20 protein-coding genes and 1 pseudogene are annotated in these 22,227 nt (G+C 38.7%); 12 read left to right on the top strand and 9 right to left on the bottom strand.

All coding sequences use genetic code 11. The annotated features are described in order from the left end of the window. Window positions 1-17: 17 nt before the first annotated feature. Window positions 18-533, bottom strand: coding sequence for a hypothetical protein (locus tag EZY12_25690; GenBank protein QSX67972.1), 516 nt, complete (start codon window positions 531-533; stop codon window positions 18-20). 8 nt (window positions 534-541) lie between these two features. After that, window positions 542-1,780 (bottom strand): AAA family ATPase, encoded by a 1,239-nt coding sequence (locus tag EZY12_25695; GenBank protein QSX67973.1) that lies wholly within the window; start codon window positions 1,778-1,780, stop codon window positions 542-544. Between the two features lie 231 nt (window positions 1,781-2,011). Here EZY12_25695 and EZY12_25700 point away from each other — a divergent pair, with 231 nt between their 5' ends. The 11 genes and pseudogenes from EZY12_25700 (at window position 2,012) to EZY12_25750 (ending at window position 13,894) form a co-directional block, all read left to right on the top strand. Beyond that, on the top strand, window positions 2,012-2,401 hold the full coding sequence (locus EZY12_25700; GenBank protein QSX70838.1) for a hypothetical protein: 390 nt from the start codon (window positions 2,012-2,014) through the stop codon (window positions 2,399-2,401). Between the two features lie 3 nt (window positions 2,402-2,404). Then, window positions 2,405-2,833 carry an NUDIX hydrolase gene (locus EZY12_25705; protein QSX67974.1) on the top strand — a complete coding sequence of 143 codons (429 nt, stop codon included), beginning with the start codon at window positions 2,405-2,407 and terminating at the stop codon, window positions 2,831-2,833. Window positions 2,834-2,905: 72 nt separating this feature from the next. After that, window positions 2,906-3,988, top strand: a complete 1,083-nt coding sequence (locus EZY12_25710; protein ID QSX67975.1) for an AI-2E family transporter — start codon at window positions 2,906-2,908, stop codon at window positions 3,986-3,988. A 52-nt stretch (window positions 3,989-4,040) separates the two neighbouring features. Beyond that, window positions 4,041-4,604 (top strand): Uma2 family endonuclease, encoded by a 564-nt coding sequence (locus EZY12_25715; GenBank protein QSX67976.1) that lies wholly within the window; start codon window positions 4,041-4,043, stop codon window positions 4,602-4,604. Window positions 4,605-4,707: 103 nt separating this feature from the next. Then, window positions 4,708-5,862, top strand: coding sequence for an iron-containing alcohol dehydrogenase (locus tag EZY12_25720; protein ID QSX67977.1), 1,155 nt, complete (start codon window positions 4,708-4,710; stop codon window positions 5,860-5,862). A 120-nt stretch (window positions 5,863-5,982) separates the two neighbouring features. Beyond that, window positions 5,983-6,973: pseudogene (locus EZY12_25725) on the top strand (hypothetical protein). A 373-nt stretch (window positions 6,974-7,346) separates the two neighbouring features. Then, a complete protein-coding gene (locus EZY12_25730; protein QSX67978.1) occupies window positions 7,347-9,860 on the top strand; it encodes an endonuclease MutS2 in 2,514 nt (837 codons plus the stop codon). Window positions 9,861-10,179: 319 nt separating this feature from the next. Continuing rightward, the gene (locus EZY12_25735) at window positions 10,180-10,782 is read left to right on the top strand and encodes a DUF3038 domain-containing protein (GenBank protein QSX67979.1); all 603 of its coding nucleotides are present in this window, start codon (window positions 10,180-10,182) and stop codon (window positions 10,780-10,782) included. A gap of 71 nt (window positions 10,783-10,853) precedes the next feature. Further along, window positions 10,854-12,416: a DUF4335 domain-containing protein gene (locus EZY12_25740; protein QSX67980.1), complete on the top strand. Its 1,563-nt coding sequence runs from the start codon at window positions 10,854-10,856 to the stop codon at window positions 12,414-12,416. A gap of 737 nt (window positions 12,417-13,153) precedes the next feature. After that, window positions 13,154-13,582 carry a J domain-containing protein gene (locus tag EZY12_25745; protein ID QSX70839.1) on the top strand — a complete coding sequence of 143 codons (429 nt, stop codon included), beginning with the start codon at window positions 13,154-13,156 and terminating at the stop codon, window positions 13,580-13,582. A gap of 45 nt (window positions 13,583-13,627) precedes the next feature. Further along, window positions 13,628-13,894 (top strand): DUF3143 domain-containing protein, encoded by a 267-nt coding sequence (locus tag EZY12_25750; protein ID QSX67981.1) that lies wholly within the window; start codon window positions 13,628-13,630, stop codon window positions 13,892-13,894. Between the two features lie 48 nt (window positions 13,895-13,942). Here the strand turns inward: EZY12_25750 and EZY12_25755 are convergent, their stop codons facing one another. The 3 genes from EZY12_25755 to lysA form a co-directional block, all read right to left on the bottom strand. Then, complete coding sequence (locus EZY12_25755; protein QSX67982.1) at window positions 13,943-14,692, bottom strand: isoprenyl transferase; 750 nt, start codon at window positions 14,690-14,692, stop codon at window positions 13,943-13,945. Further along, on the bottom strand, window positions 14,689-15,642 hold the full coding sequence (gene cdaA / locus EZY12_25760) for a diadenylate cyclase CdaA (protein QSX67983.1): 954 nt from the start codon (window positions 15,640-15,642) through the stop codon (window positions 14,689-14,691). The genes EZY12_25755 and cdaA overlap by 4 nt, the downstream gene beginning before the upstream one ends. A 442-nt stretch (window positions 15,643-16,084) precedes the next feature. Further along, entirely contained in the window at window positions 16,085-17,497 is a 1,413-nt protein-coding gene (gene lysA / locus EZY12_25765) for a diaminopimelate decarboxylase (GenBank protein QSX67984.1), read from the bottom strand. 498 nt (window positions 17,498-17,995) lie between these two features. Here lysA and rimI point away from each other — a divergent pair, with 498 nt between their 5' ends. Next, window positions 17,996-18,517, top strand: a complete 522-nt coding sequence (gene rimI, locus EZY12_25770) for a ribosomal protein S18-alanine N-acetyltransferase (protein QSX67985.1) — start codon at window positions 17,996-17,998, stop codon at window positions 18,515-18,517. Between the two features lie 95 nt (window positions 18,518-18,612). Here the strand turns inward: rimI and EZY12_25775 are convergent, their stop codons facing one another. The 4 genes from EZY12_25775 to EZY12_25790 all read right to left on the bottom strand — a co-directional run bounded on the left by EZY12_25775 (window position 18,613) and on the right by EZY12_25790 (window position 21,848). After that, window positions 18,613-18,984 (bottom strand): hypothetical protein, encoded by a 372-nt coding sequence (locus tag EZY12_25775; protein QSX67986.1) that lies wholly within the window; start codon window positions 18,982-18,984, stop codon window positions 18,613-18,615. Between the two features lie 427 nt (window positions 18,985-19,411). Then, window positions 19,412-19,858, bottom strand: a complete 447-nt coding sequence (locus EZY12_25780; GenBank protein ID QSX67987.1) for an anti-sigma regulatory factor — start codon at window positions 19,856-19,858, stop codon at window positions 19,412-19,414. A gap of 658 nt (window positions 19,859-20,516) precedes the next feature. Beyond that, the gene (gene petD / locus EZY12_25785; protein QSX67988.1) at window positions 20,517-20,999 is read right to left on the bottom strand and encodes a cytochrome b6-f complex subunit IV; all 483 of its coding nucleotides are present in this window, start codon (window positions 20,997-20,999) and stop codon (window positions 20,517-20,519) included. Between the two features lie 201 nt (window positions 21,000-21,200). Then, a complete protein-coding gene (locus EZY12_25790; protein ID QSX67989.1) occupies window positions 21,201-21,848 on the bottom strand; it encodes a cytochrome b6 in 648 nt (215 codons plus the stop codon). Window positions 21,849-22,227: the final 379 nt, after the last annotated feature.

Below are 22,227 nucleotides of genomic sequence, written 5' to 3' on the forward strand. Positions count from 1 at the left end.
ATCAATTATTGATTTTATCATTGACGGCGACTACTACGACGGGTTGGTGGAACTATAATTGATTCATAAGCTTTTAATTCACTATCACCCGTAAAAATTTCCACAGGAGAACCTGTTTTAGCATAGAATAGAGCTACATTTTTGATTGTGGCATCTCCTAAAGAGATATTACGAGATGCTAGTACAGGCCATTCTAAGGCTAAATCTTTCAGCTTTTCTTTACTCCAAAGTTCATCTAATTCAGTAGTAAAAACAGCCCAAGGTATGATTCCCTCAGCTACTTTTATCAAAATGTCAGCAAAAGCTTGAGCAATTTCATATCGTTTTGAATTAGCTTGGGCAATATGATTGCCAGTCTCTATAATTGTTGCTAATGGCAATATAAAATCTGTCCCTTGTTTTTCTTCTTCTAGAAAACGAGCGTCAACTCTTTTTTTATCCCATTTATCATTATCATCACCACAGGTTTCTTTACCAGGAACACTTAGATAAACACAAAGTATTGATGTGTCAATAATCAGAACTTTTTTCATAATCTGCTTTATTTTTGATTAGAAAGACTTTTTTCAATTGCACCTTTAGTTGCTAATTTTCCTAAAGTTCCTGATGCTAGTAATAGGGGCAGATTTTCAATATCTTCTAAAAGTGTAAGTTTACTTTCTCCTGTTTCCGAATCTCGATGTGCAACAACTACAAAGGGAACAATTTCGGGACCAAAAGCATCCAATAAAGCTGGGTTATGGGTAGTGAGTAAAATATCAATTTTGCGTTTACTGCCAATTTCTTTTAATATTTTCACCAATAAAGCTGCACGGGAAGGATGTAAACCATTATCTATTTCTTCGATGACAATTTGACTACCTTCAGGACGAGTGAGTAATGCTGTAAGAATTCCTAAAAAGCGTAATGTTCCATCTGACATAGTTCTAGCGTCAATTTCTGTAATTTCTCCTGGTTTCCATTCTTCTTCACAATAAAGCATAGCATCTGTTTTAAGTCTACCAACTGGTTCTGCAAATACTTTTTTGATATCACCTTCTGGTAAATCTTTAATATAGGAAGATAGATTTGATTCAACTTCTGTTCTTTGTTCTTCTGGTAATGCTGCTAATACACCAGCTATATTTGAACCATCACTTTCTATATTGTCAGAAAGTCGTGAGTAATTACGCATTTTAGAAGGAAGGGGATTTAACACTAAAATATTGCATAAATTACCAATAGTAGACAATGTAGCTATTTTTGGTAAGGTCGAATATTTTCTATTTTCCTCTTCTACATCTGTTGTTTGTTTTATTATTTTTTCATCATTTTTTTGCGTTTTTGATAGTTTCCAAACTCTTTTATCTTTGAAGTGCAAACCACTCTTTGCTTGAGAAGATAAATCCATAAGTTTAATCTTTAGTATATCATTATCGTTCATATCTATAATTTCAATATATTCTTCACAAAGCTTGGACGAAGGTAATGTTTGTGTTTGTAAAACATATAAATAATCTGTTTCATCATCCTCACCTGAAACTAATACCTTTAACGTAAATTCATTTCCCGGTTTTCGTGCAGCCCATTCTACACCACCACGAATAGAAGAAAGTGTTTTATCTCCTGCTAAAGCAGTTTCAATATTTTCACCACTAGCGATTCTTTGCAAAAATTCCAAAGCTTCAACCACATTAGATTTACCACTTGCATTAGTTCCAATCAGCACGGTTAAAGGGTCAAGTGGAAGTTCAGCATAACGGAAACTTTTCCAATTTTCGAGAATGAGTTTTTTCAACATAATCAATTCCCAATTTTACTAAATCAATAACTCACTTAATAACACAAAACAGTGATTATATCCAATCGTAACTTGATAAAGTATAACTTAAGATTTAATCATCTCTTGATGAATTTGACAGAATCACTATCTTTTTTGCACAAAACAGCATTATGATCAATAGCAAGTAACTTGTGTAACCTGGAGATAAAATCGGCAGTAATGCAAAAATTCGCTCAATCTATAGCTTTTATGCCACAAGCAAAAATTGCTACTGCAAGATTATTTCAGTGGGGATTATCTTTTTCCCTGATAATGGGACTTCATGCTTGTGGTAAAGAGGGAAATTCTGGTATCAGTATGAAAAATTTCCATATTGGTGCTAATGTCACACCGATTCAAAAAATTACCAAAAAAAATCAAGATACTACAGTTTACATTCAAGGTAAAGTAGAAAAAATTGCTCCTTTAATTCAGAAAAAAGCATATCAAATTAATGACTCAACTGGAAAAATCTGGGTGATCACAAATCAAGGCAATTTCCAAATTGGAGAAGAAGTAGTATTAAAGGGTAATGTGCAGTACAAAAGCGTTCCTTTGGCTGGTAAAGAATACGGAGAAATTTATTTAGAGGAAAAGTAATTTATGAATAATCAATTAGTTCATGTAGCCGTTGCTATTCTCTATCGAGAAAATAAATTTTTGATGCAATTACGGGATAACATTCCTAATATTATCGCTCCTGGTTGCTGGGCTTTGTTTGGTGGACATATTGAACCGGGAGAAACTCCAGAAATAGCAGTTCAGCGAGAAGTTATGGAAGAAATTGCTTATGAGTTAACTGATTTTACTCAATTTGGCATTTATAGCGATGAAAAAGCTGTGCGTTATGTCTTTCAAGCCCCATTATTAGTACCAGTAAACCAACTCGTACTATCTGAAGGTTGGGATTTGGATTTATTAACAGCAGCAGATATTGAAAAAGGTGAATGTTATTCTGCAAAAGCCGGACAAGTAAGACCTTTAGCAACTTTACCTCAAAAAATTATGCTGGATTTTATCAAAACCCCATAGTCGCATTATTCGATTTACAAGCTTTGAAAATTTTCCAGCGATTTTGCAAAAATTATATTATTAATAAATTCCATGCAGCCAGTTACCAATCTACCAAATTTACCTAAATGGTTAAACATAGGATTAGCCTTTCCTGTGATTCTTCTTAATGGGTGGTTATTAATTCAATTTATTAACTATTTTCAACCTTTAGTTAGTGTTGTTTCTGTGGCTATTCTCTTAGCTTTTGTCCTAGATTATCCGATTAAACTTCTCCAGAAACGTGGAGTACCTCGCATTTTAGCAGTGATACTAGTATTACTATTATCTATTATTATTTTAGGTGCTATAGGTGTTATTTTAGTACCGCTAATTCTCGAACAATTAAATGAGTTAGCTAATCTTCTTCCCTATTGGATTGAATCGGGAACTCAACAAATAGAAGCTTTACAAAATTGGGCATCTACACAACAATTACTAGTAAATTTAAGTGGATTAGCTGGTGAAATATTAGGAAAAGTATCTAGTCAACTGCAATCCTTTACTGGAAAATTTTTAGGCTTTGCTTTCGATACTATTGGCAATTTATTGAACTTACTAATCACCATAGTTTTAACTATTTATTTAGTATTGAATGGTGAACGCTTATGGGATGGAATTTATCTGTGGTTTCCTGCTCAAATTTCTAAAAAAGTTAGAGAATTACTCCGGGAAGATTTTAATAATTATTTCATTGGTCAAGTTACATTAGGAGCTATTTTAGCTGTGTCTATTACATTGGCATTTGTAGTTTTACGAGTGCCTTTATCACTACTTTTTGGGCTGGTAATTGGCTTCTTTTCTCTATTTCCATTTGGGACTGGAATTGGTATTGGTATTGTGAGTTTATTAGTAGCTTTAAAAGATTTTGGACTAGGAATAGAAGTTGCAGCTATAGGTGTAGCTATTGACCAAATTAATTCTAATATAATTGCCCCACGGATTTTAGGAAATTTAACTGGCTTAAATCCTGTATGGGTGGTAATTTCTTTATTAATAGGAGCAAAATTAGGAGGTGTATTGGGTTTATTAGTTGCTATTCCTCTCGCTAGTTTTATTAAAGATACTGCTGATAGTTGGCGTAATGGTGAATTTAATAAAACCTCTGTTGATAGTGAGTCTCTACAAGAGTTTTAACTAGCATGGCAATTTAAGCACTAAAATATTTATATCACCCACAGGAGGCAATATGAGCCAGATATATGAGGGCGTACGCTGGACAAGCACAGACCTAGAATTATTGCCAGATAACGGCAATCGGTATGAAATAATTAATGGAGAATTATTTGTGACAAGAGCGCCGCATTGGAAACATCAAAAAGCTTGTACGAGAATTGCTAATGTACTCGATTCTTGGTCATTATCAACGGGATTAGGAGAAACTGTAATTACCCCCGGTATTATTTTTACTAATGCTGATAATGTGATTCCTGATGTAGTTTGGGTAAGTAATGAAAGATTAGCAACCTTATTAGATGATTCTGGACATTTAACAGGTGCGCCCGAATTAGTAATTGAAGTGCTTTCTGCGGGTGGAGATAATGAACGCCGCGATAAAGAAGTTAAATTAAAACTTTATGCTTCTAGAGGTGTACAGGAATATTGGATTATTGATTGGCGATTACAACAAATAGAAGTTTATCGGCGAGAAAGAGCAAATTTAATATTAGTAGAAACTTTGTTTGCTCATGATGAATTAATATCACCTTTATTACCTGATTTCAGTTGTATTGTTGAAAGTGTATTTGGTTAGATTGATCAAAATCATCTAAATAATATTCTCTAGATATAGGCAAAAAATTAAAAACCTGATTACAATACTCAAGGTGAAATCTAATTCCTTTGTGTAGTTAATCATGGAAAATTTTGTTTTTTACAATCCTGTTAAAATCTTGTTTGGTAAAGGTCAAATCGCCAATATTGCTCCAGAAATCCCCGCAGATGCTAAAATTCTCATTACCTACGGTGGTGGTAGTATTAAAGCCAATGGCGTATATGATCAAGTAAAATCGGCATTGGCTGGTAGGAATGTATTTGAGTTTGGTGGCATTGAACCCAACCCCCATTTTGAAACTTTGATGAAAGCGGTAGAATTAATCCGCAAAGAGGGTATTGATTTTCTCTTAGCTGTGGGTGGTGGTTCAGTTGCTGACGGGACTAAATTTATCGCCGCTGCTGTTCCTTTTGTCGGCGACCCTTGGGATATTTTAGCAAAAGCTGCTCCGGTAACTGCGGCTTTGCCAATGGGGGTGATTTTGACTTTACCCGCGACCGGTTCGGAAATGAATACAAACTCTGTTGTTACCAAATGGGAAACTAAGGAAAAGTTATTTTTCGCTAGTCCCTTTGTGTTTCCTAAATTTTCTGTTCTTGACCCAGAAACAACTTTCTCCCTGCCTCCTCGGCAAATTAGCAATGGGATTGTTGATGCTTTTACTCATGTAATGGAACAGTATTTAACCTATCCGGTAAATGCGCCATTACAAGACCGCATGGCTGAATCAATTTTAAAAACTTTGATTGCTGAAGGACCAAAAACTTTAGCAAATCCTACAGATTATGATGCCAGAGCAAATTTAGTTTGGTCGGCAACAATGGCATTAAATGGGTTAATTGCTGCTGGGGTTCCCCAAGATTGGACTACTCACATGATTGGTCATGAGTTAACAGCTTTGCATGGTTTAGATCATGCTCAAACTTTGGCGATTGTCTTACCTAACACTTTAACAATTAGACGCGATCGCAAATGGCAAAAACTTTTACAATATGCAGATAGAGTTTGGGAAATTGTTAGTGGTTCGGAAGAAGAACGGGTAAATGCAGCAATTACTAAAACTCGTGATTTCTTTGAATCAGTTGGTGTTCGCACTCACTTATCTGATTATGGTGTGGGAGTCGAAACTTTTCCCGCAATCATCAAGAATTTAGAAAAGCATGGAATGACATCTTTGGGAGAAAATAAAGATGTTAACCCGCAAGTTGTTGAGCAAATTTTAGCTCTTTGTGCTTAGGAATTAAAGGCTGATCACGGATTTAAAGGATTACGCGGATTACACTGATTTCGTAGGGTGGGCAATGCCCACCAAAATACCGCTTTGCCCATTAACCAAATGTTAAATTAATTAAGTTTCATGACTCGTTTTATCCATGACCAATTCGCTAAACAATATCTGACAGAACTATTAACACCTTATGGTCAAGTAGAAACTAGTCAAGATGTTATCTTGTGAGGTTAGACAAATTGATGTCCTATTTACTCCTGCATCACCATCTCCAGATAGAATAGAATCACTAGGACTATTAGGCAGAATGGCAGCATATTCAACTTATGCTCTATTTGAGCCATTCCGCAATCCTGTGGATAAAAGTGAAATTCGCAGTTGTATAGGTAAATTATTTGACTTCCATGCAGACCTAGAACGGCAAGCAAAACGTAATAATACCAGAATAAATGAAGATGAGTTACCATATTTATGGATATTGACTCCAACTGCATCAGTAGATATACTAGAGAGCTTTACTGATACTCTGGATGCAGAAAATTGGGGTCAAGGGATTTATTTTCTCAAGAAAGGATTAAAAACTGTAATTATTGTTATTCATCAATTACCCATTACACCAGAAACACTGTTTTTGAGGGTATTAGGTAGAGGAAGAGGACAACGACAAGCAGTGGAAGAATTAGAAGCACTAGCTAATAATAATCCATTTTTTGAGGATATTATCAAGTTAGTACATGACTTAATTACTCTGTTATCTGCACGTAACCGAAAAGAACAAGATATTGATCAAGATGATCGGGAGTTGATTATGAAACTGTCAGAAATGTATCAACAACTATTAGAAGAAATTAAACAAGAAGGAAGACAAGAAGGAGAACAAAAAGGAAGACAAGAAGGAGAACAAAAAGGAAGACAAGAAGGAGAATTGCTAGGAATTGATAGGGGTATCCAAACAGAACGTCGCGCTATGGTTGAAAGTATTCTACAAGTACGGTTTGGAGAAATTGATTCACAGTTAGCTACAATTATTGATCAAGTAATTGCTATGACTAGGGAAGAATTTACTCCTATGCTTCTACAATTATCTCGTGAAGAGCTATTGGTAAAATTTACACCCTAATATTGCAACTAGATCCCCGACTTCTTCAAGAAGTCGGGGATCTGAATATAGTAGGTCGCACAAAATCAGACTGTGATCACAAGAGCGATCGCACTAACTGCCCATCAATAAAATGTTAAATTAATTAAGTTTCATGACTCGTTTGATCCTGGATGCAGAAAATTGGGAGCAAGGGATTTATTTTCTCAAGAAAGGATTAAAACTGTAATTATTGTTATTCATCAATTACTCAGTACACCAGAAACACTGTTTTTGAGGGTATTTAGCACCATATATTTTTGCCTCACTGACACCAGAAAAAATTTGATTTTGAAAAATGTAGTCTGATAGTGGCTAAAATTGTTACGATAACTTCAGATTAGTTGTTGAAACCTTGATTCAATCTGAAACCTTAGAATTACTAGAGTGGCCCCGTCTGTGCCAGCACCTTTCCACCTTTGCGGCGACTAAGTTAGGGTCAATCGTTGCGCGTAACCTGCCGATTCCTGAAACTCAGGCAGAAAGTGAACAGTTATTAGCGCAAACCAAAGAAGTTTACGAACTGGAAATTCGTTTACATCCAGGATTATCCTTTGAAGGAATACAAGATATTGGTGATTCCCTAGAACGGGCAGCACTCCAAAGTATCTTACCTGGAGAGGAACTGTTAGCGATCGCTACCACCCTAGCAGGAACAAGAAATTTACGCCGTGTCATTGATAATCAGGAAAATGTCCCAGTTTTAGCCGATTTAGTGGCGCAATTGCGGACTTACCCAGAATTAGAACAGGAAATCCACCGTTGTATTGATGAACGCGGGCAAGTAACTGACCGCGCAAGTCAGAAAATGGGGGAAATTCGGGTAGAATTGCGGAAAGTCCGCAGCCAAATTACTCAAAAACTCCAAAATATTATCCAAGCCAAATCGGGGGCAATTCAAGAACAGTTAATTACCCAAAGAAGCGATCGCTTTGTCATCCCCGTGAAAGCCCCCCAAAAGGACGCAGTTCCCGGCATCGTTCACGACACCTCAACCAGTGGCGCAACCCTATATATAGAGCCAAACAGTGTCGTCCCCTTGGGTAATCAACTCCGGCAAATTATCAGAAAAGAACAAACTGAAGCCGAAGCAATTCGCCGGACTTTAACGGATAAAGTAGCAGAAGTTACCCCAGATTTAGAAAGGTTATTAGCCATTGTCACCACCTTAGATTTGGCAGTTGCGAAATCTCGTTATAGTCTGTGGATAGGTTCTAACCCCCCGCGTTTTGTCAATCGGGAAGACAATGAAATTATCACCTTGCGAAATCTGCGCCACCCGTTGTTAGTATGGCAACAGCAGCACGAACAAGGAAATCCCGTAATTCCCGTAGATTTATTAATCAGTCCCCAAATTCGGGTAGTCACAATTACCGGACCGAATACAGGGGGAAAAACTGTAACATTAAAAACCTTGGGATTAGCCGCTATCATGGCAAAAGTGGGTTTATTTGTTCCTGCCCGTGAACCCGTAGAAATGCCGTGGTTTTCGCAAGTTTTAGCTGATATTGGCGATGAACAATCTTTACAACAAAGTTTATCTACATTCTCAGGACATATTCGCCGCATTAGTCGAATATTAGAAGCATTGGAGGAGTCAGGAGGTAGGGGCGCAGGGCCTGCGCCCAGTCAAAAATCAGAGGAAGAGGGAACTCCTGAATCTTTCTCCCAGAAATTTCAGGGCGCAGGGCCTGCGCCCAGTCAAAAATCAGAGGAAGAGGGAATAAAACTACCAATTACCCATTCCCAATCCCTGGTATTACTGGATGAAGTTGGTGCAGGTACAGATCCGGTTGAAGGTAGTGCATTAGCGATCGCTCTACTTAAATACCTTGCCAACCATACCCAGCTAACAATGGCTAGTACCCACTTTGGCGAACTCAAAGCCCTCAAATACGAAGATACCCGCTTTGAAAATGCTTCCGTAGAATTTAACGAAACCACTCTTTCACCTACTTATCGGCTGTTGTGGGGGATTCCTGGTCGTTCTAATGCCTTGAGTATTGCCTTGCGTTTAGGGTTAAAACCAGAAGTAGTAGCCGAGGCAAAAACTCAAGTTGGAGAAGCCACAGACGAAGTAAACCAAGTCATTGCTGGTTTAGAAGCCCAACGCCGCAATCAAGAAACCAAAGCCGCTGAAGCCCAAAGTTTATTACGTCAAGCCGAAAAATTATATAAAGAAGTTTCTGACAAAGCCACCGCTTTAGAAGCCAGAGAAAAAGATTTACGCGCTTCTCAAGAAATCGCCGTTGCCCAAGCAATTACCCAAGCCAAAGGGGAAATTGCCCAAGTTATCCGCCGCTTGCAAAAAGGCACAGCCAACGCCCAAGATGCCCAACAAGCCACCGCATCTATTAATCAAATTGCCCAGAAATATGAACCTGCACCCCCAGCGAAACCTAGTCCTGGGTTTATGCCCAAAGTAGGTGATCGCGTGCGAATTCCCAAATTAGGGCAAACCGCTGAAGTTTTAACAATTCCCAATGCTGAAGGCAATTTTACCATTCGCTTTGGCATCATGAAAATGACGGTTCAACTCCAAGACATAGAATCACTAGATGGACAAAAACCCGAACCCATAGTTAAATCTAAACCAGCCCCAGCCGTAGTTCCACCCCCACCAGCCCCAGCAATTCGTACCTCTAAAAATACTGTAGATTTGCGCGGAAAAAGAGTATCTGATGCCGAATATATCTTAGATAAAGCCATCTCTGAAGCCGATGGACCCCTATGGATTATTCATGGACACGGTACTGGTAAACTTAAACAAGGGGTTCACGCTTTCTTACAACAACATCCCAGAGTTACAAACTACGAACCCGCAGAACAATCTGATGGTGGTACTGGTGTCACAATTGCTCATATTTAAAGGGAACAGGTAATAGGTAATAGGTAATAGGTAATAGGTAATAGGTAATAGGTAATAGGTCATAGGTCATAGGTCATAGGTCATAGGTAATAGGTAATAGGTCATAGGTAATAGGTAATAATTTTTTTATGACCACTGACCACTGACCACTGACCACTGACCACTGACCACTGACCACTGACCACTGACCACTGACCACTGACCACTGACTACTGACCACTGACCACTGACCACTGACCACTGACCACTGACCAATGACTAATAACTAATCTCGTTTCCAAATAAGTAACAGTCACAGCTTCTTTCAGCCTAATCATCTATGCTAAAAGTTATGCACTCAACCGCTAAATCCACTATACCAAAATCACCTTGGGAGGATTTAAGCCAAATCCCCGCCCCAAACACAATTCAATGGGAAAATATTAAAACTCAGTTAGATTTAGTGCTAATAGCCCTAGAAAGTCTAACTGGAATTGGTTCAGAAGCAATGCTGTCAGCCGCAGTTAATCTCAACCTAGAATCAAAAGTACCAGATCGGGTGGCTTTATGGCGATTGCGGCAATCGAATCCTCTTCGCAAAAGTCAAGGAGGACGAAAAAAGTTAGACGTAGAAGAAGCTCGATCTCTAGTTCTAATTATCTGTCATCTCGCCAAACAGCACCAAGAAATAATTCGCCGAGCTGTAGGTTTACTAGAACAAATGACAGCAAATAAACAGAAACCTCACCAAACTGCGTTATTGGGAGACTATATAGATGCTTTTTGTAATACTTACCAAGAACGTATGGAAGAAGAAGAAACAACCTCAACAGATTTACTTAGCCACTTAGCCCTAAAACTGTTAATAAATTTACTTTTTTATAGTGCCTCTGGTGGACACCGCCGTTTGTGGTTAGCGCTCATAGATCCTTCCGCAAAATAATTTTCGATTTTCGATTTCCATTCTCAATCTAAAATCCAAAATTCCCTATTTTTTTCTTTGCAATTGTTGTTATGTCTCCATCAAATTCTGTCATTCGTCGCTACACCCCCCCGACTTGCACACTAGAAATATCGGCGCAAAACTCCCCCTTGTCCCGCTGGACAGATACACCCATTATTAATGATCTCAGTTTTCGCCTGCAATTTGATGATCCACGACTAGCAGAAGAACAGAAAATTCTCATTGAAGGTGATCACCAGCAACTAGAAGTTTTATGTAATATCGTTACCACTTATATTCAAAAACTTCTGCAACAATCTGTTGAAGATTTTAGTATTACCTTATCAGAAAATAATCATCCCAATACAGAATCAGAAGCAGAATTACAAGACATTCCTCCTAGTGTCTTTCCTACCCAGAATTTATCATCCTTTAAAACTCAAACTGCCCAAACAAAAGTTTATTTAGAACCTAGTCATAATTTAACTCACAAACTCTATTTTGGTGATCTTGTTAACCAGACATCTGGACAGCTAATTGAACTGAGTTTGCTGCAACTATTTGATTTAGCAACAGCTTTAGATGAATACTCATCTGATATGCTTGTCCTACCAACTACCAGTCATCAAACTGTTAGTCCAAATCTACCTAAGTGGGCACCTATAGCTGCCGTTTTAGTATTAGCAGCAGGTTTAACACCATTTACCTGGCAATATGCCAGCAATATTCAGAAAAATCGGCAAAAAGTAGCAAAAAATACTCCTGAATCCCTAAAACCAATTGCGATAGCACCTTCTTTACAAGACGCTACACCAACACCGTCATTTAATTTAATCACTCCTCAACCCCAACTGACACCACCACTTCCTAACTTTAGTACCCCTGCACCACCGCTGTCCTTTCCTAATGCAACTATTCCTGCGGCACCAACAACAAAATCTCAGCCTCCCTTAACCATACCTGCCGATATTTCTGCCAATCCTCTGACTCCGCAAATTCCCCCATCCGGGACAATACTTAATTCTGATGGTACTATAGTCACAGGGCTTAAACCTAAGTCTCCCAAGATTCTGGCTAAAAAAGGGATTAATACCACTAAATCTCAGAATTTGCCATCTAATCCTTCCCAACCATCTCCGTCTATTGCTACTCTCCCCAACAACAATTTTAGTAATATTCCTAACCCAATGCCCACGCCTCCTGCCGTGGAATTACCGTCAGATATTATAGGAAATACCCTCCCCAATCAGGCATCTCCGGCGGAAAATCAAGATAATTCAGCGAGTAAATTAAGAACTGCAACTAAAACCACTTCAGGTACAGAAGTTCCTAATAATAATAAGACTTTATTTGATACTCCCCAAGTAGCAGAAGCCAGAGAATACCTCAACAAGCGTTGGCAACCACCAACTGGACTTTCTCAAACTCTAGAATATAGTTTAACATTGGGAGTTGATGGCACAATTGAAAGAATTTTGCCCTTAAATCAAGTTGCCAGACAATACATTGATAGTAGTGGCATTCCACAAATTGGTAAACCTTTTGTTTCTACTAATAAATCTGGGCAAAACGTAAGGGTACGAGTTATCCTTAGTCCTGATAGTAAGGTACAAACATTTCCAGAAACACCATAAAATATTAGTAGGGTGGGCATTGCCCACCATCAATAATATTCAATAAGTACCATCAATAAATAGGGCTTGCTGAAATAAATTTGAAGAAGGAGTCACCGAGTCAGTAGCCACCGAGTCAGAATCAATCAGTCGAGGATTCAGACCTGCGACTGATTAAAGACCACCAAATCTGCGATTTAGTGGGGGTGCAAAAACGCCGGTTATTCATCCGCCACTCGCACAGAATACCCAACTGAATTCTGACTCTGTGACTCCTGAATTCTGTTTGATAAAATAATATTTTTGACTATGGTGGGCTAGAAGTCCACCCCACAATAAGTATAATACAGCACTTCCTGCTGTTATGAGGTACATCATAGCCCCCTCCTTGTCTGCCAAGTCTAGCCCTATTATAAATCTCAATTTCAGAGGGAACAGGGAACAGGAAAAACTCATGTTTAAAAACATGAGATTGAAATAATGACACTGTTTTTTTTCGGGCTACGCATCTTAAAAAACATCTTTTTTTTGACTGAAGCTCTAAACTGGTGCAAATGAGTGTTTCTTATTTCCAGTTAAGAGTTCCCTTCTTTTGTAAAAAACCTACACCTGTCAGGGTTGGGGTTCATTTTTATACACAATTAATTAGAAACTTTTTAAGTATAGAAATATTATATTATGAAGGATAAAAAAGATTTAAAATATAAAAAATATTTTTAGGCAAAGTGACTCAAACAGTTGTCAATCACAATGCGATTATGCCACAAATCACGTATTATTCCCTCCTAGAACTGCATCCTTCAGCATCAGTAATTGATATCCGTCGGGCTTATCGAGAACTCAGTAAACTCTATCATCCAGATACGACAGAATTACCTGCTAATATCGCTACTAATCAATTTCGGCAAATCAACGAAGCCTATGCTACCCTTAGTAACCCAGAACAGCGGTTAAGCTATGATTTAAAAATTGGCTATTCCCGTTTTGGTATAATTCAAGTCCCACATGATTTAAACCACCCCGCGCATAAGCCCTACGATTTTTCCAAATCAATGTATCTAGATGCAAGCGAGCGCCCTCTATCTTCTGGGGAAATATTTGTATTATTTATTTTGGGGTTGACCATTGTTGGTTGTATGCTATTAGCGATAGCGATCGCTATCCTCCGTGGAGAAGCAATTAATTAAACTCAACTTCCCACCTCTAAAATAACCAATAATTTTGAATTACTTATGCTTCCCGCCGATAAACCCCTATATAGTCATCCTTTACCACAAATCGAAGAATGGCTAAAAAACCAAGGTTGTGAACAAGACGAAACCCAGCTACATTGTTGGCACATAGAACGATCTAGCTGGGAAGCAGAACTTTGGTTAGATACTGAACAAATTACCGTTCGGTATTCCCAATCAGGAGAAAATACTCAAGATATTCAACGTTCCTTTAAATATTCCCTGAGTCGGGAAGATATTGAACAAGCCGTTTTTGCTGGTCCCTAATCTAATTTTGGATTTTGGATTCATTACCAATTACCAATTACCAATCCCCTAAATTTTCCCAAAACGGCGTTCTCGTTGTTGATAAGTAGATAAAGCTCGATGAAACTCATGACGGTCAAAGTCAGGCCAGAGAGCATCAGTAATATAAATTTCTCCATAGGCCATTTGCCAAAGTAAGAAATTTGATAATCGCATTTCTCCACTGGTACGAATTAATAAATCTGGATCTGCCAATCCGGCTGTATATAAATGAGATTCAAATACTGCTTCTGAGATTTCTTCAGGCTTGAGTAAACCTGCTTTGACCTTTTGGGCGATCGCTCGACAAGCTTGTAAAATCTCTTGCCTACCGCCATAATTAGTAGCAATAGTAAACAGGATACTGCGATTATCCTGAGTTTCTGCCATAGAAAGAGAGATTTCTGCCTGAAGTGCCTGTGGCAAAGCTGACAAATTACCCACAAACTGAATTCGCACATTTTCTTCCATCATTTCCCGCAGTTCTTGCCGCAGAACTCGCTGGAATAGAGTCATTAAAAATTCTACTTCTTCCTCTGGTCTTTTCCAGTTTTCTGTAGAAAAAGCATAGGCAGTTAGTGCTTTAATTCCCCAATCTTTACAACATTGTAGTAAATCCTTAAGAGCATTTACACCGGCTTTATGACCCATAATCCGGGGTAAACCTTGACGTTTTGCCCATCGGCCATTGCCATCCATAATTACGGCAACGTGCTGTGGTAGTAATTCTGGTTTTAAATCAGGGGGTAAATATTGTAATTCAGTTTGTTGTGTTGTCATTTTTTATCTTGAGAAGCGGTCGTACCCCTACGGGTAGCGTGTCGAAGACAAGGTAATCCCAGTAACCGGGAAATTAATTTTAGTGATTGATCACGAAGTTGACGAACTAAACCTAAAAGACCAGGTGCATGAGCTTCCCGATCTACAGTTGGGGAAAATCGAGTCTCTAAAGACTCTTTGAGCTTTTTAATAGTTAGTGGTCTATATAGAGTTCCTTTTTCCGCTAAGGAAATAGAACCCGTTTCTTCAGATACAACAACACAAATACAATTTTCAACCCTTTCAGTAATTCCCATTGCTGCCCGATGGCGTGTTCCCAACTGGCGCGAGGCAGTACGTCCTGACAGTGGTAAAATTATACCAGATGATACAATCCGTGAACCACGAATTAACGTTGCTCCATCATGTAACAAAGTTTTCGGCTGAAAAATAGTTTGGATTAGTTCTTTAGAAACTTCAGCATTTAGCTTCACCCCTGGGACTGAGAAATCTTGTTCTTCAATGGGTCCTGTGGTTTCTAAAATTAGTAAAGCGCCAATACGATTTTTTGATAATTCTTTAACTGCATCAACAATTTCATCAATGACACTATCTGACTTAGGAATTGCACTAGCATTGTTACGAAACAACTGCCAAAATTCCCCGCGTCCCAATTGTTCCAAAAAGCGGCGAAATTCTGATTGTAGTGCTACAGCCATAGCCACCGCACAACCAATCACCAATTTTTCGAGAACAAAATTTAGCAAAGGTAATCCTAATTTGCCACTGAGTGCCGAGCAGAGCATTAAGACTATAAACCCTCGCACCATCCATAATGTGCGCCGTTCACTAATAATCACCAGGATCATGTATGTTAGTGCCAGCACCAACATCATGTCCAGAGTCCCAAGGAGCAAGGACTGCGACCAATCTCCCAGGTTTATCAGCCATTGCTTCCACCAATCTCTCATAAGACCTCACGGTATGCGGGAAACTCAGTGGCTTCAGCCCTGAGAGGGAAGCGACACGAGGGATTATAATCCCCGTGGTATTTTATGTTAAAATCGGATTGTGAGTAAGAACAAAAAACATCTACGCGTTGAAGCATCCTAGTCCAGAGAAATCCCAGATCCTGTGAAGCAACAGTGAGGTTTTAGTCCTAGCGCAGTATGACAAGAAAGAGCAGGCATTAGTCATTAGAGAACTCCACAAAAAAAATGAACTGCTTGCAGCAGCGCTAGTTCCATGCTATCCAATCTTGGGGGATGGGCATCTGGCCCCTCCTTGTATTATTAACAGGCAAGATGCCTGCAACACAAGAGAATTTGGGATATTTTTTTATTTGGAAGTCTCTTAGTCATTAGTTCTTAGTTCTTAGTTCTTAGCTAATCACTAATGACCAAGGATTAATAACTATTTCAGTCTTTCCGGTAGGCAGTCTTGTCGAATCAAGTCTTGATAAGTTTCGCGCTGCAAAATTAAATTTGCTTCGCCATTTGCCACTACAACTGCTGCCGGTCGAGGGAGGCGATTGTAATTAGATGCCATACTGTAATTGTATGCACCAGTTCCCATAACTACGAGAATATCATTTGCTTCAGTTTTTGGCAGTTGGGCATTTTTAATCAGAATATCTCCTGATTCGCAATGTTTACCAGCTAAAGTGACTATTTCGGTACAAGGATCAGATATTTTATTAGCAACTACCACCCGATAAACTGATTGGTAGGTAATAGGGCGGGGATTATCTGACATTCCGCCATCAATCGCTATGTAGGTACGAATTTCGGGAATAACCTTGGTAGCACCAACAGTATAAGCAGTGACGCAAGATGTGGCAATGAGCGATCGCCCTGGTTCACAAAGTAACTTTGGTAAAGGCAGATTTTCTGATATACAAGCAGCTTGTACAACTTCACAAATCGCCTTTGACCATTCAAGAATGCTTGGGGGATCATCAGATTCCGTATATTTAATCCCTAACCCACCACCAACATTTAATTCTGTCACCTTTAAGCCATGTTTAGCCGCATCTCTTAACCACTGCACCATCACAGCAGCTAAATCTCGATGTGGTTGACGTTCAAAAATTTGTGAACCAATATGAGCGTGTAACCCCACACAGTTTAAACTAGGCTGCTTACTAACAAAAGCAAACACTTCTTGTAAATCATGAGGATCAAAACCAAATTTACTATCTAAGTGTCCAGTCCGAATATATTCGTGAGTATGACATTCTATCCCTGGAGTTAAGCGTAGCATCAGCCGAATCGGTGAAAGAGAAGAATTTTCTGTTTTCTCCCCTGCTATCTTCACCAGCAGATCTAATTCGTGCCAGTTATCCGCTACAATAGTACATCCAGACTGGATTGCTAAAACTAACTCATCATAAGATTTGTTATTTCCATGTAAGTATATTTTGTCAGGACTCATACCCGCACTTAGCGCAGTATAAAGTTCGCCACCAGATACTACATCAATTCCTAACCCTTCTGAAGCCACAATGGCACAAACGGCTAGACAACTCCATGCCTTAGAAGCATAGAGTACCTGCGATTCTCCTTGGTAATATTCTTTGAATGTATCTCGATATTGCCTACAAGTTGTCCGCAGGGTTTCTTCATCTAAAATATATAAAGGTGAAGCAAACTGTTCAACTAAGGTTGTGACATCACAGCCACCGATTTCCAGATTGTCATGATCATTAACTCTTGCTGTCAAAGGTAAGAGTTGTTGGTTAGGAGAAATATCAGCACTGTCACCAGTTGTTGACGGTAAATATTGACGGCCAGAAAGTTGAACTTCGACGGGGTAAGTCGATACCATAACTAATAAGAGTTCTCTTTGTGAAAAATCAGGGCATGAGTATATGTCCTGATTTCCAGTTTACCCTCTCATTGGTAATTGGTAATTGGTAATTAACCGATACTTTTTTGCTAACAAAAGCTAACAAATACATAAGTTGAGATTTCTCTCAACCAAGGCGTATCAACCAATGCACGAAGCATTCTTCGCGCACTTAACTAGTGTTTACTGTGCTTGGTTTTCGCACTTAAAGCAAACTGAATTAAAGGCATTTTACTTTTTTGATGCAGTGACTATCTTGATTTACAGAGGAATAGTTTGCCAAAATGGTATTTCACCAGATACTTTTAATCCTGAACAGCTTAGAAGCTGTAAGCAAAGAATAGCACAAATTTTTATTTTGCTCACAAATAATGCGTTGGTATTTACGATCTTCGTATACCGTAGTATTTGTTAAGAAAAATAAGCAAATAAGCAAATAAGCAACTAGTTATCTACCTTCCTCAATCTTGAAAAATTGTGATTTCATCCAACTTAAAAATTCAATCTTTAACCACAGACAATTTAACTGAACTGTTGGAACTGGATAAAGCCTGTTTTGATGGCTTGTGGACTATGGAAGGCTACCTGCGGGAGTTAGAAAGTCCGAATAGTCATTTTTTGGGTTTATTTTCCCCTTTTAATCACGCCGATTTGTTAGGAATGGGGTGCTTTTGGTCAATTTTAGAAGAAGCACACATTACAATCTTAGCTGTTCATCCCCAATATCATGGTCAAGGGTTAGGAACAGCTTTATTGTATTCGTTGCTGCGAAGTGCTAGTGATCTTGGTTTGGAGAGAGCTACTCTCGAAGTCCGCGATTCTAATCACGTTGCTATTTCTTTGTATCAAAAGTTTGGTTTCAAAACTGCGGGAAAACGACGAGGTTATTACAAAGATAACAATGAGGATGCCTTGATTCTCTGGCTTTCTGAACTCCAACAGCCACATTTTCTCAAAAATCTAGATCAATGGGCAAGTGTAATTAATTCACCCTTCTAGATTCCAACTAACAACTGACAACTAACAACTAACAACTGACAACTAACAACTGACAACTGACAACTAACAACTGACAACTAACAACTGACAACTAACTAATCTTCCACTGATTGGGCTTGAACTTCAACCGCTGTCACATCAATTGTCCCTTCTGGTGTGAAGCGTTGAAATTGAAAGTTTTTAACTAATAGCTGTTCACCACAGTTAGCACATTGTACTTGGCTGTTATTTACCCCTGTTAATTCATATCCACATACAGGACAGTTATTAGTGACTAGATTTTTTTGTAACCACCAGCGAAACCCAAAGAACGCTACCACAGGTAAAAAAAACAATAACCCCAAAATAATTACTAAGGAATTAACTAACCAGCCCAAGCCCAATGATGCTAATAGCCAGGCAATTGCTAACAGGGTCAGCCAAGGGCGGATTTTTTCAAAATTGAATTGCAAGTTTTTAAAGCTCATGTCTCAAATTGGTGCTGCTGATTCTAGGATAGCGAGTTTAGTTCTTGATTATCCGCCAATAATACAGGTATTTCACAAGCCATTGCTTCTACATAGACAATCATCAAGCTTTTTCACGAAGTGATGATACAGGAATCAATTAGACAATCATAAAATATTAATTCTTCTTTAAATATTATTTTTAATGGGGTATAAAGTTACTTTCACATCACCTGATAATAACAACTATTAGATAATAGTGTAAATTAACCAATGATTAAAAATTGCCTAAAAAGCCCAATCTCTAATTATTTTGATTTTTGACTTCTACTCAGTAGTACTAGTACAGTACGGCGTAAGTTAATGAACCATTCCAAATCCGTGAAAAGCTTATGCTGTATTCATTCTAAATTCTAAATTCTAAATTCCGAGAAAGCGGTACTAGTCTCTAATGTTGTTGTTCTTCTAGACGATATTTAACAATTAACAGACAATTTCTAGTATCTGAATCGCGTTCATATACAACTCTATCTGCCAAGCGACGAAGTAAAAACCATCCATATCCACCTACTTGTAGAGTCCCTGGTTCTGGCTCAGTTATTACATCAGGATTAAATGGTTTTCCATAATCCCAAATTCTCATTTCCAGCCTATCTGTCCATAAACTTACTTGAATTTCTATAGTTGTTTCCGGTGGTAAAGAATGATGAGCATGACGAACTGCGTTGGTAAAGCCTTCTGCTAAAGCTAGATTGAGACGATAAAGTTGGCTGTCTGACCAGCCATATTTAGGTAAATATTGCTGACAGAATTCTTCAAACCATTGTTGTACTGGGACTAAGAGCTTAAGTTCGCTCCTCACCATTCTATGGTCTTGCTGCACTATGCTAAGCATTGACCGTGACTTGAATAGAAATTAATTGAACAGTATTTTTGACACTCTGCGGTCTAAAGACACACAGATTCTTTAAAACTTGCTTAAAAGGAATAGTCAATTATCCCGCTACACGCTCAAAACAACTACCAGTACGACAGGTATTGCAATTGCGCTGACTTTTATGTTTTTTGCTTTTGTGAGTCCATCAAATTTTGGCGGTATTACACTCCATATTTTACCTTTACTTGTTTACCCAGGCTACAGTCAAATGCTGAGACGAGATAAATCAGGGGTTTCTCCTTATTAAAATACTTCTTCGTGTAGATGGTTGTTCTTACTTGCAGTTCAATTGTATCATATTCTCGGCGAATAAATTCTAAGTTGGCACTTCCTCCACTGTCTGAAGCCAAGTGGCTTCCGTGCCGTTCGTTCTCTCTTGTGATTTTAGAGGGAAGTTATGTTTGTTTTAACTCTATCTTGATCACTAATCTCAAAACCTTTTTCCACAGTTCCAGAATAGTTAACGCCTGTTTATCTTCAAAAGCATATCTCTGTGGAAATATCAGGAACAAGTAGACTATCAAAGACTGATGGCTATTTATTTGTTAGATATTATCCCGTATACGCTCTTGAAGATCACAGACGTTATCTAGCTTTAGTATGAACTGGAAGTACCTTAGAACAATCCTAAAGTTAAGGATTTATCTAATGGAAGTGCCGCACCTATACCTAGCCATATAGTAACAAGAGTACCAAATAAAAATACTGTTGTTGCGACAGGACGACGGAAAGGGTTTTGGAACTTATTCACGTTTTCCAGGAAAGGAACGATAATTAGCCCCAAGGGTACAGCAGCCATTGCTAACACACCTAATAGTTTACTAGGTAGTGAGCGGAGAATTTGGAATACAGGATATAAGTACCACTCTGGCAAAATTTCCAAAGGGGTAGCAAAAGGATTGGCTGGTTCACCTATCATAGAGGGTTCTAGAACTGCTAGAGCCACAATACAGGCAAAAGAACCCATAATTACGACAGGGAATATATACAGCAAATCATTAGGCCAAGCAGGTTCACCATAGTAGTTGTGACCCATGCCTTGGGCAAGTTTAGCTCTTAACTGGGGATCGCTTAGATCCGGTAATTTTTGCGTTGACATTTTTAAATGCGCTCTCCGGCTGAAGTGAAGTTAAAGCATTGGTGAAAACTATCAGCTATACAGGCAATTTGTTGCTGGCAACTAGCTCAGGTTTCAGATATTAGTCGATGTTTAGAACTTACAAGTTATTTTCTCTTTAGTTTAAAACAAAGTCCGATGATCTGGAAACATAAGTTATGCCCTGTTTGCTAATAACTTGAATTACAAAGGTCCAGAAATACCTTGTTTGCGAATCATCAAGAAGTGGAACAACATGAAGACGGCAATTAACCAAGGCAGAACAAAGGTGTGAGCGCTATAGTAGCGGGTGAGTGTAGCTTGACCAACACTAGAACCACCACGGAGTAAATCGGAGATGAGAACGCCGACTACGGGAATTGCTTCTGGTACACCACTCACAATTTTTACAGCCCAGTAACCAACTTGATCCCAAGGTAGAGAGTAGCCTGTTACACCAAAAGAAACTGTGATAACTGCAAGAATAACACCACTAATCCAGGTCAGTTCACGGGGCTTTTTAAAGCCACCGGTGAGATAAACGCGGAAAGTGTGGAGAATCATCATCAATACCATCATGCTGGCTGACCAGCGGTGAATGGAGCGAATTAACCAACCGAAGTTGACTTCATTCATGATGTACTCTACGGAGGAGAAAGCTTCGGTTACGGTGGGTTTGTAGTAGAATGTCATCGCAAATCCAGTTGCAAATTGGATCAGGAAGCAAACTAAGGTAATTCCACCCAAGCAGTAGAAAATGTTAACGTGGGGAGGAACGTATTTGGTGGTGATATCATCAGCAATTTCTTGGAGATCCAAGCGTTCCTCAAACCAGTCATAAACGTTAGCCATACAATCTTAATGTCCTAAAAATAGATTGCGGTTGATAAGTTTTGTTATGCGAAGCTTAATCGTGGCTGACTATTCAACTAACCTCAGTTAGAGGGTTCGCTTCTCGCTTCTTCCAAAAGAATGGGCTTCTATTTGTCCACGAGCGTGAATTTGGGTGTAACTCACCCTATTTTTAGGAAATCTCCCTGTCTTGTCGTCTTTGCCAGCCAACGTTAACAATGTTGACCCCAAAGAAGATTTTATCGTTGATCACCGAAGAATAAACATCTCATAAATTTGGACTAGCAATTTTATGAGAAGAATGCACTTCTTCTATAAGAAAAGTAACATAGTCGAGAGATAGATTTCATCAGCAACTGAGCATTACAGAAAATTTTAG

This window comes from Dolichospermum sp. DET69, from assembly GCA_017355425.1.
Classification (GTDB): Bacteria; Cyanobacteriota; Cyanobacteriia; order Cyanobacteriales; family Nostocaceae; genus Dolichospermum.

Coding starts and splice junctions, on each gene's coding strand:
- EZY12_25710 (QSX67975.1), top strand. CDS start 2,906: ATGCAGCCAGTTACCAATCTACCAAATTTACCTAAATGGTTAAACATA.
- EZY12_25775 (QSX67986.1), bottom strand. CDS start 18,984: ATGAGCTTTAAAAACTTGCAATTCAATTTTGAAAAAATCCGCCCTTGG.
- EZY12_25735 (QSX67979.1), top strand. CDS start 10,180: ATGCTAAAAGTTATGCACTCAACCGCTAAATCCACTATACCAAAATCA.
- EZY12_25700 (QSX70838.1), top strand. CDS start 2,012: ATGCCACAAGCAAAAATTGCTACTGCAAGATTATTTCAGTGGGGATTA.
- EZY12_25780 (QSX67987.1), bottom strand. CDS start 19,858: ATGCTTAGCATAGTGCAGCAAGACCATAGAATGGTGAGGAGCGAACTT.
- EZY12_25790 (QSX67989.1), bottom strand. CDS start 21,848: ATGGCTAACGTTTATGACTGGTTTGAGGAACGCTTGGATCTCCAAGAA.
- EZY12_25750 (QSX67981.1), top strand. CDS start 13,628: ATGCTTCCCGCCGATAAACCCCTATATAGTCATCCTTTACCACAAATC.
- EZY12_25715 (QSX67976.1), top strand. CDS start 4,041: ATGAGCCAGATATATGAGGGCGTACGCTGGACAAGCACAGACCTAGAA.
- petD (QSX67988.1), bottom strand. CDS start 20,999: ATGTCAACGCAAAAATTACCGGATCTAAGCGATCCCCAGTTAAGAGCT.
- lysA (QSX67984.1), bottom strand. CDS start 17,497: ATGGTATCGACTTACCCCGTCGAAGTTCAACTTTCTGGCCGTCAATAT.
- EZY12_25690 (QSX67972.1), bottom strand. CDS start 533: ATGAAAAAAGTTCTGATTATTGACACATCAATACTTTGTGTTTATCTA.
- EZY12_25740 (QSX67980.1), top strand. CDS start 10,854: ATGTCTCCATCAAATTCTGTCATTCGTCGCTACACCCCCCCGACTTGC.
- EZY12_25745 (QSX70839.1), top strand. CDS start 13,154: ATGCCACAAATCACGTATTATTCCCTCCTAGAACTGCATCCTTCAGCA.
- cdaA (QSX67983.1), bottom strand. CDS start 15,642: ATGAGAGATTGGTGGAAGCAATGGCTGATAAACCTGGGAGATTGGTCG.
- EZY12_25720 (QSX67977.1), top strand. CDS start 4,708: ATGGAAAATTTTGTTTTTTACAATCCTGTTAAAATCTTGTTTGGTAAA.
- EZY12_25695 (QSX67973.1), bottom strand. CDS start 1,780: ATGTTGAAAAAACTCATTCTCGAAAATTGGAAAAGTTTCCGTTATGCT.
- EZY12_25755 (QSX67982.1), bottom strand. CDS start 14,692: ATGACAACACAACAAACTGAATTACAATATTTACCCCCTGATTTAAAA.
- EZY12_25705 (QSX67974.1), top strand. CDS start 2,405: ATGAATAATCAATTAGTTCATGTAGCCGTTGCTATTCTCTATCGAGAA.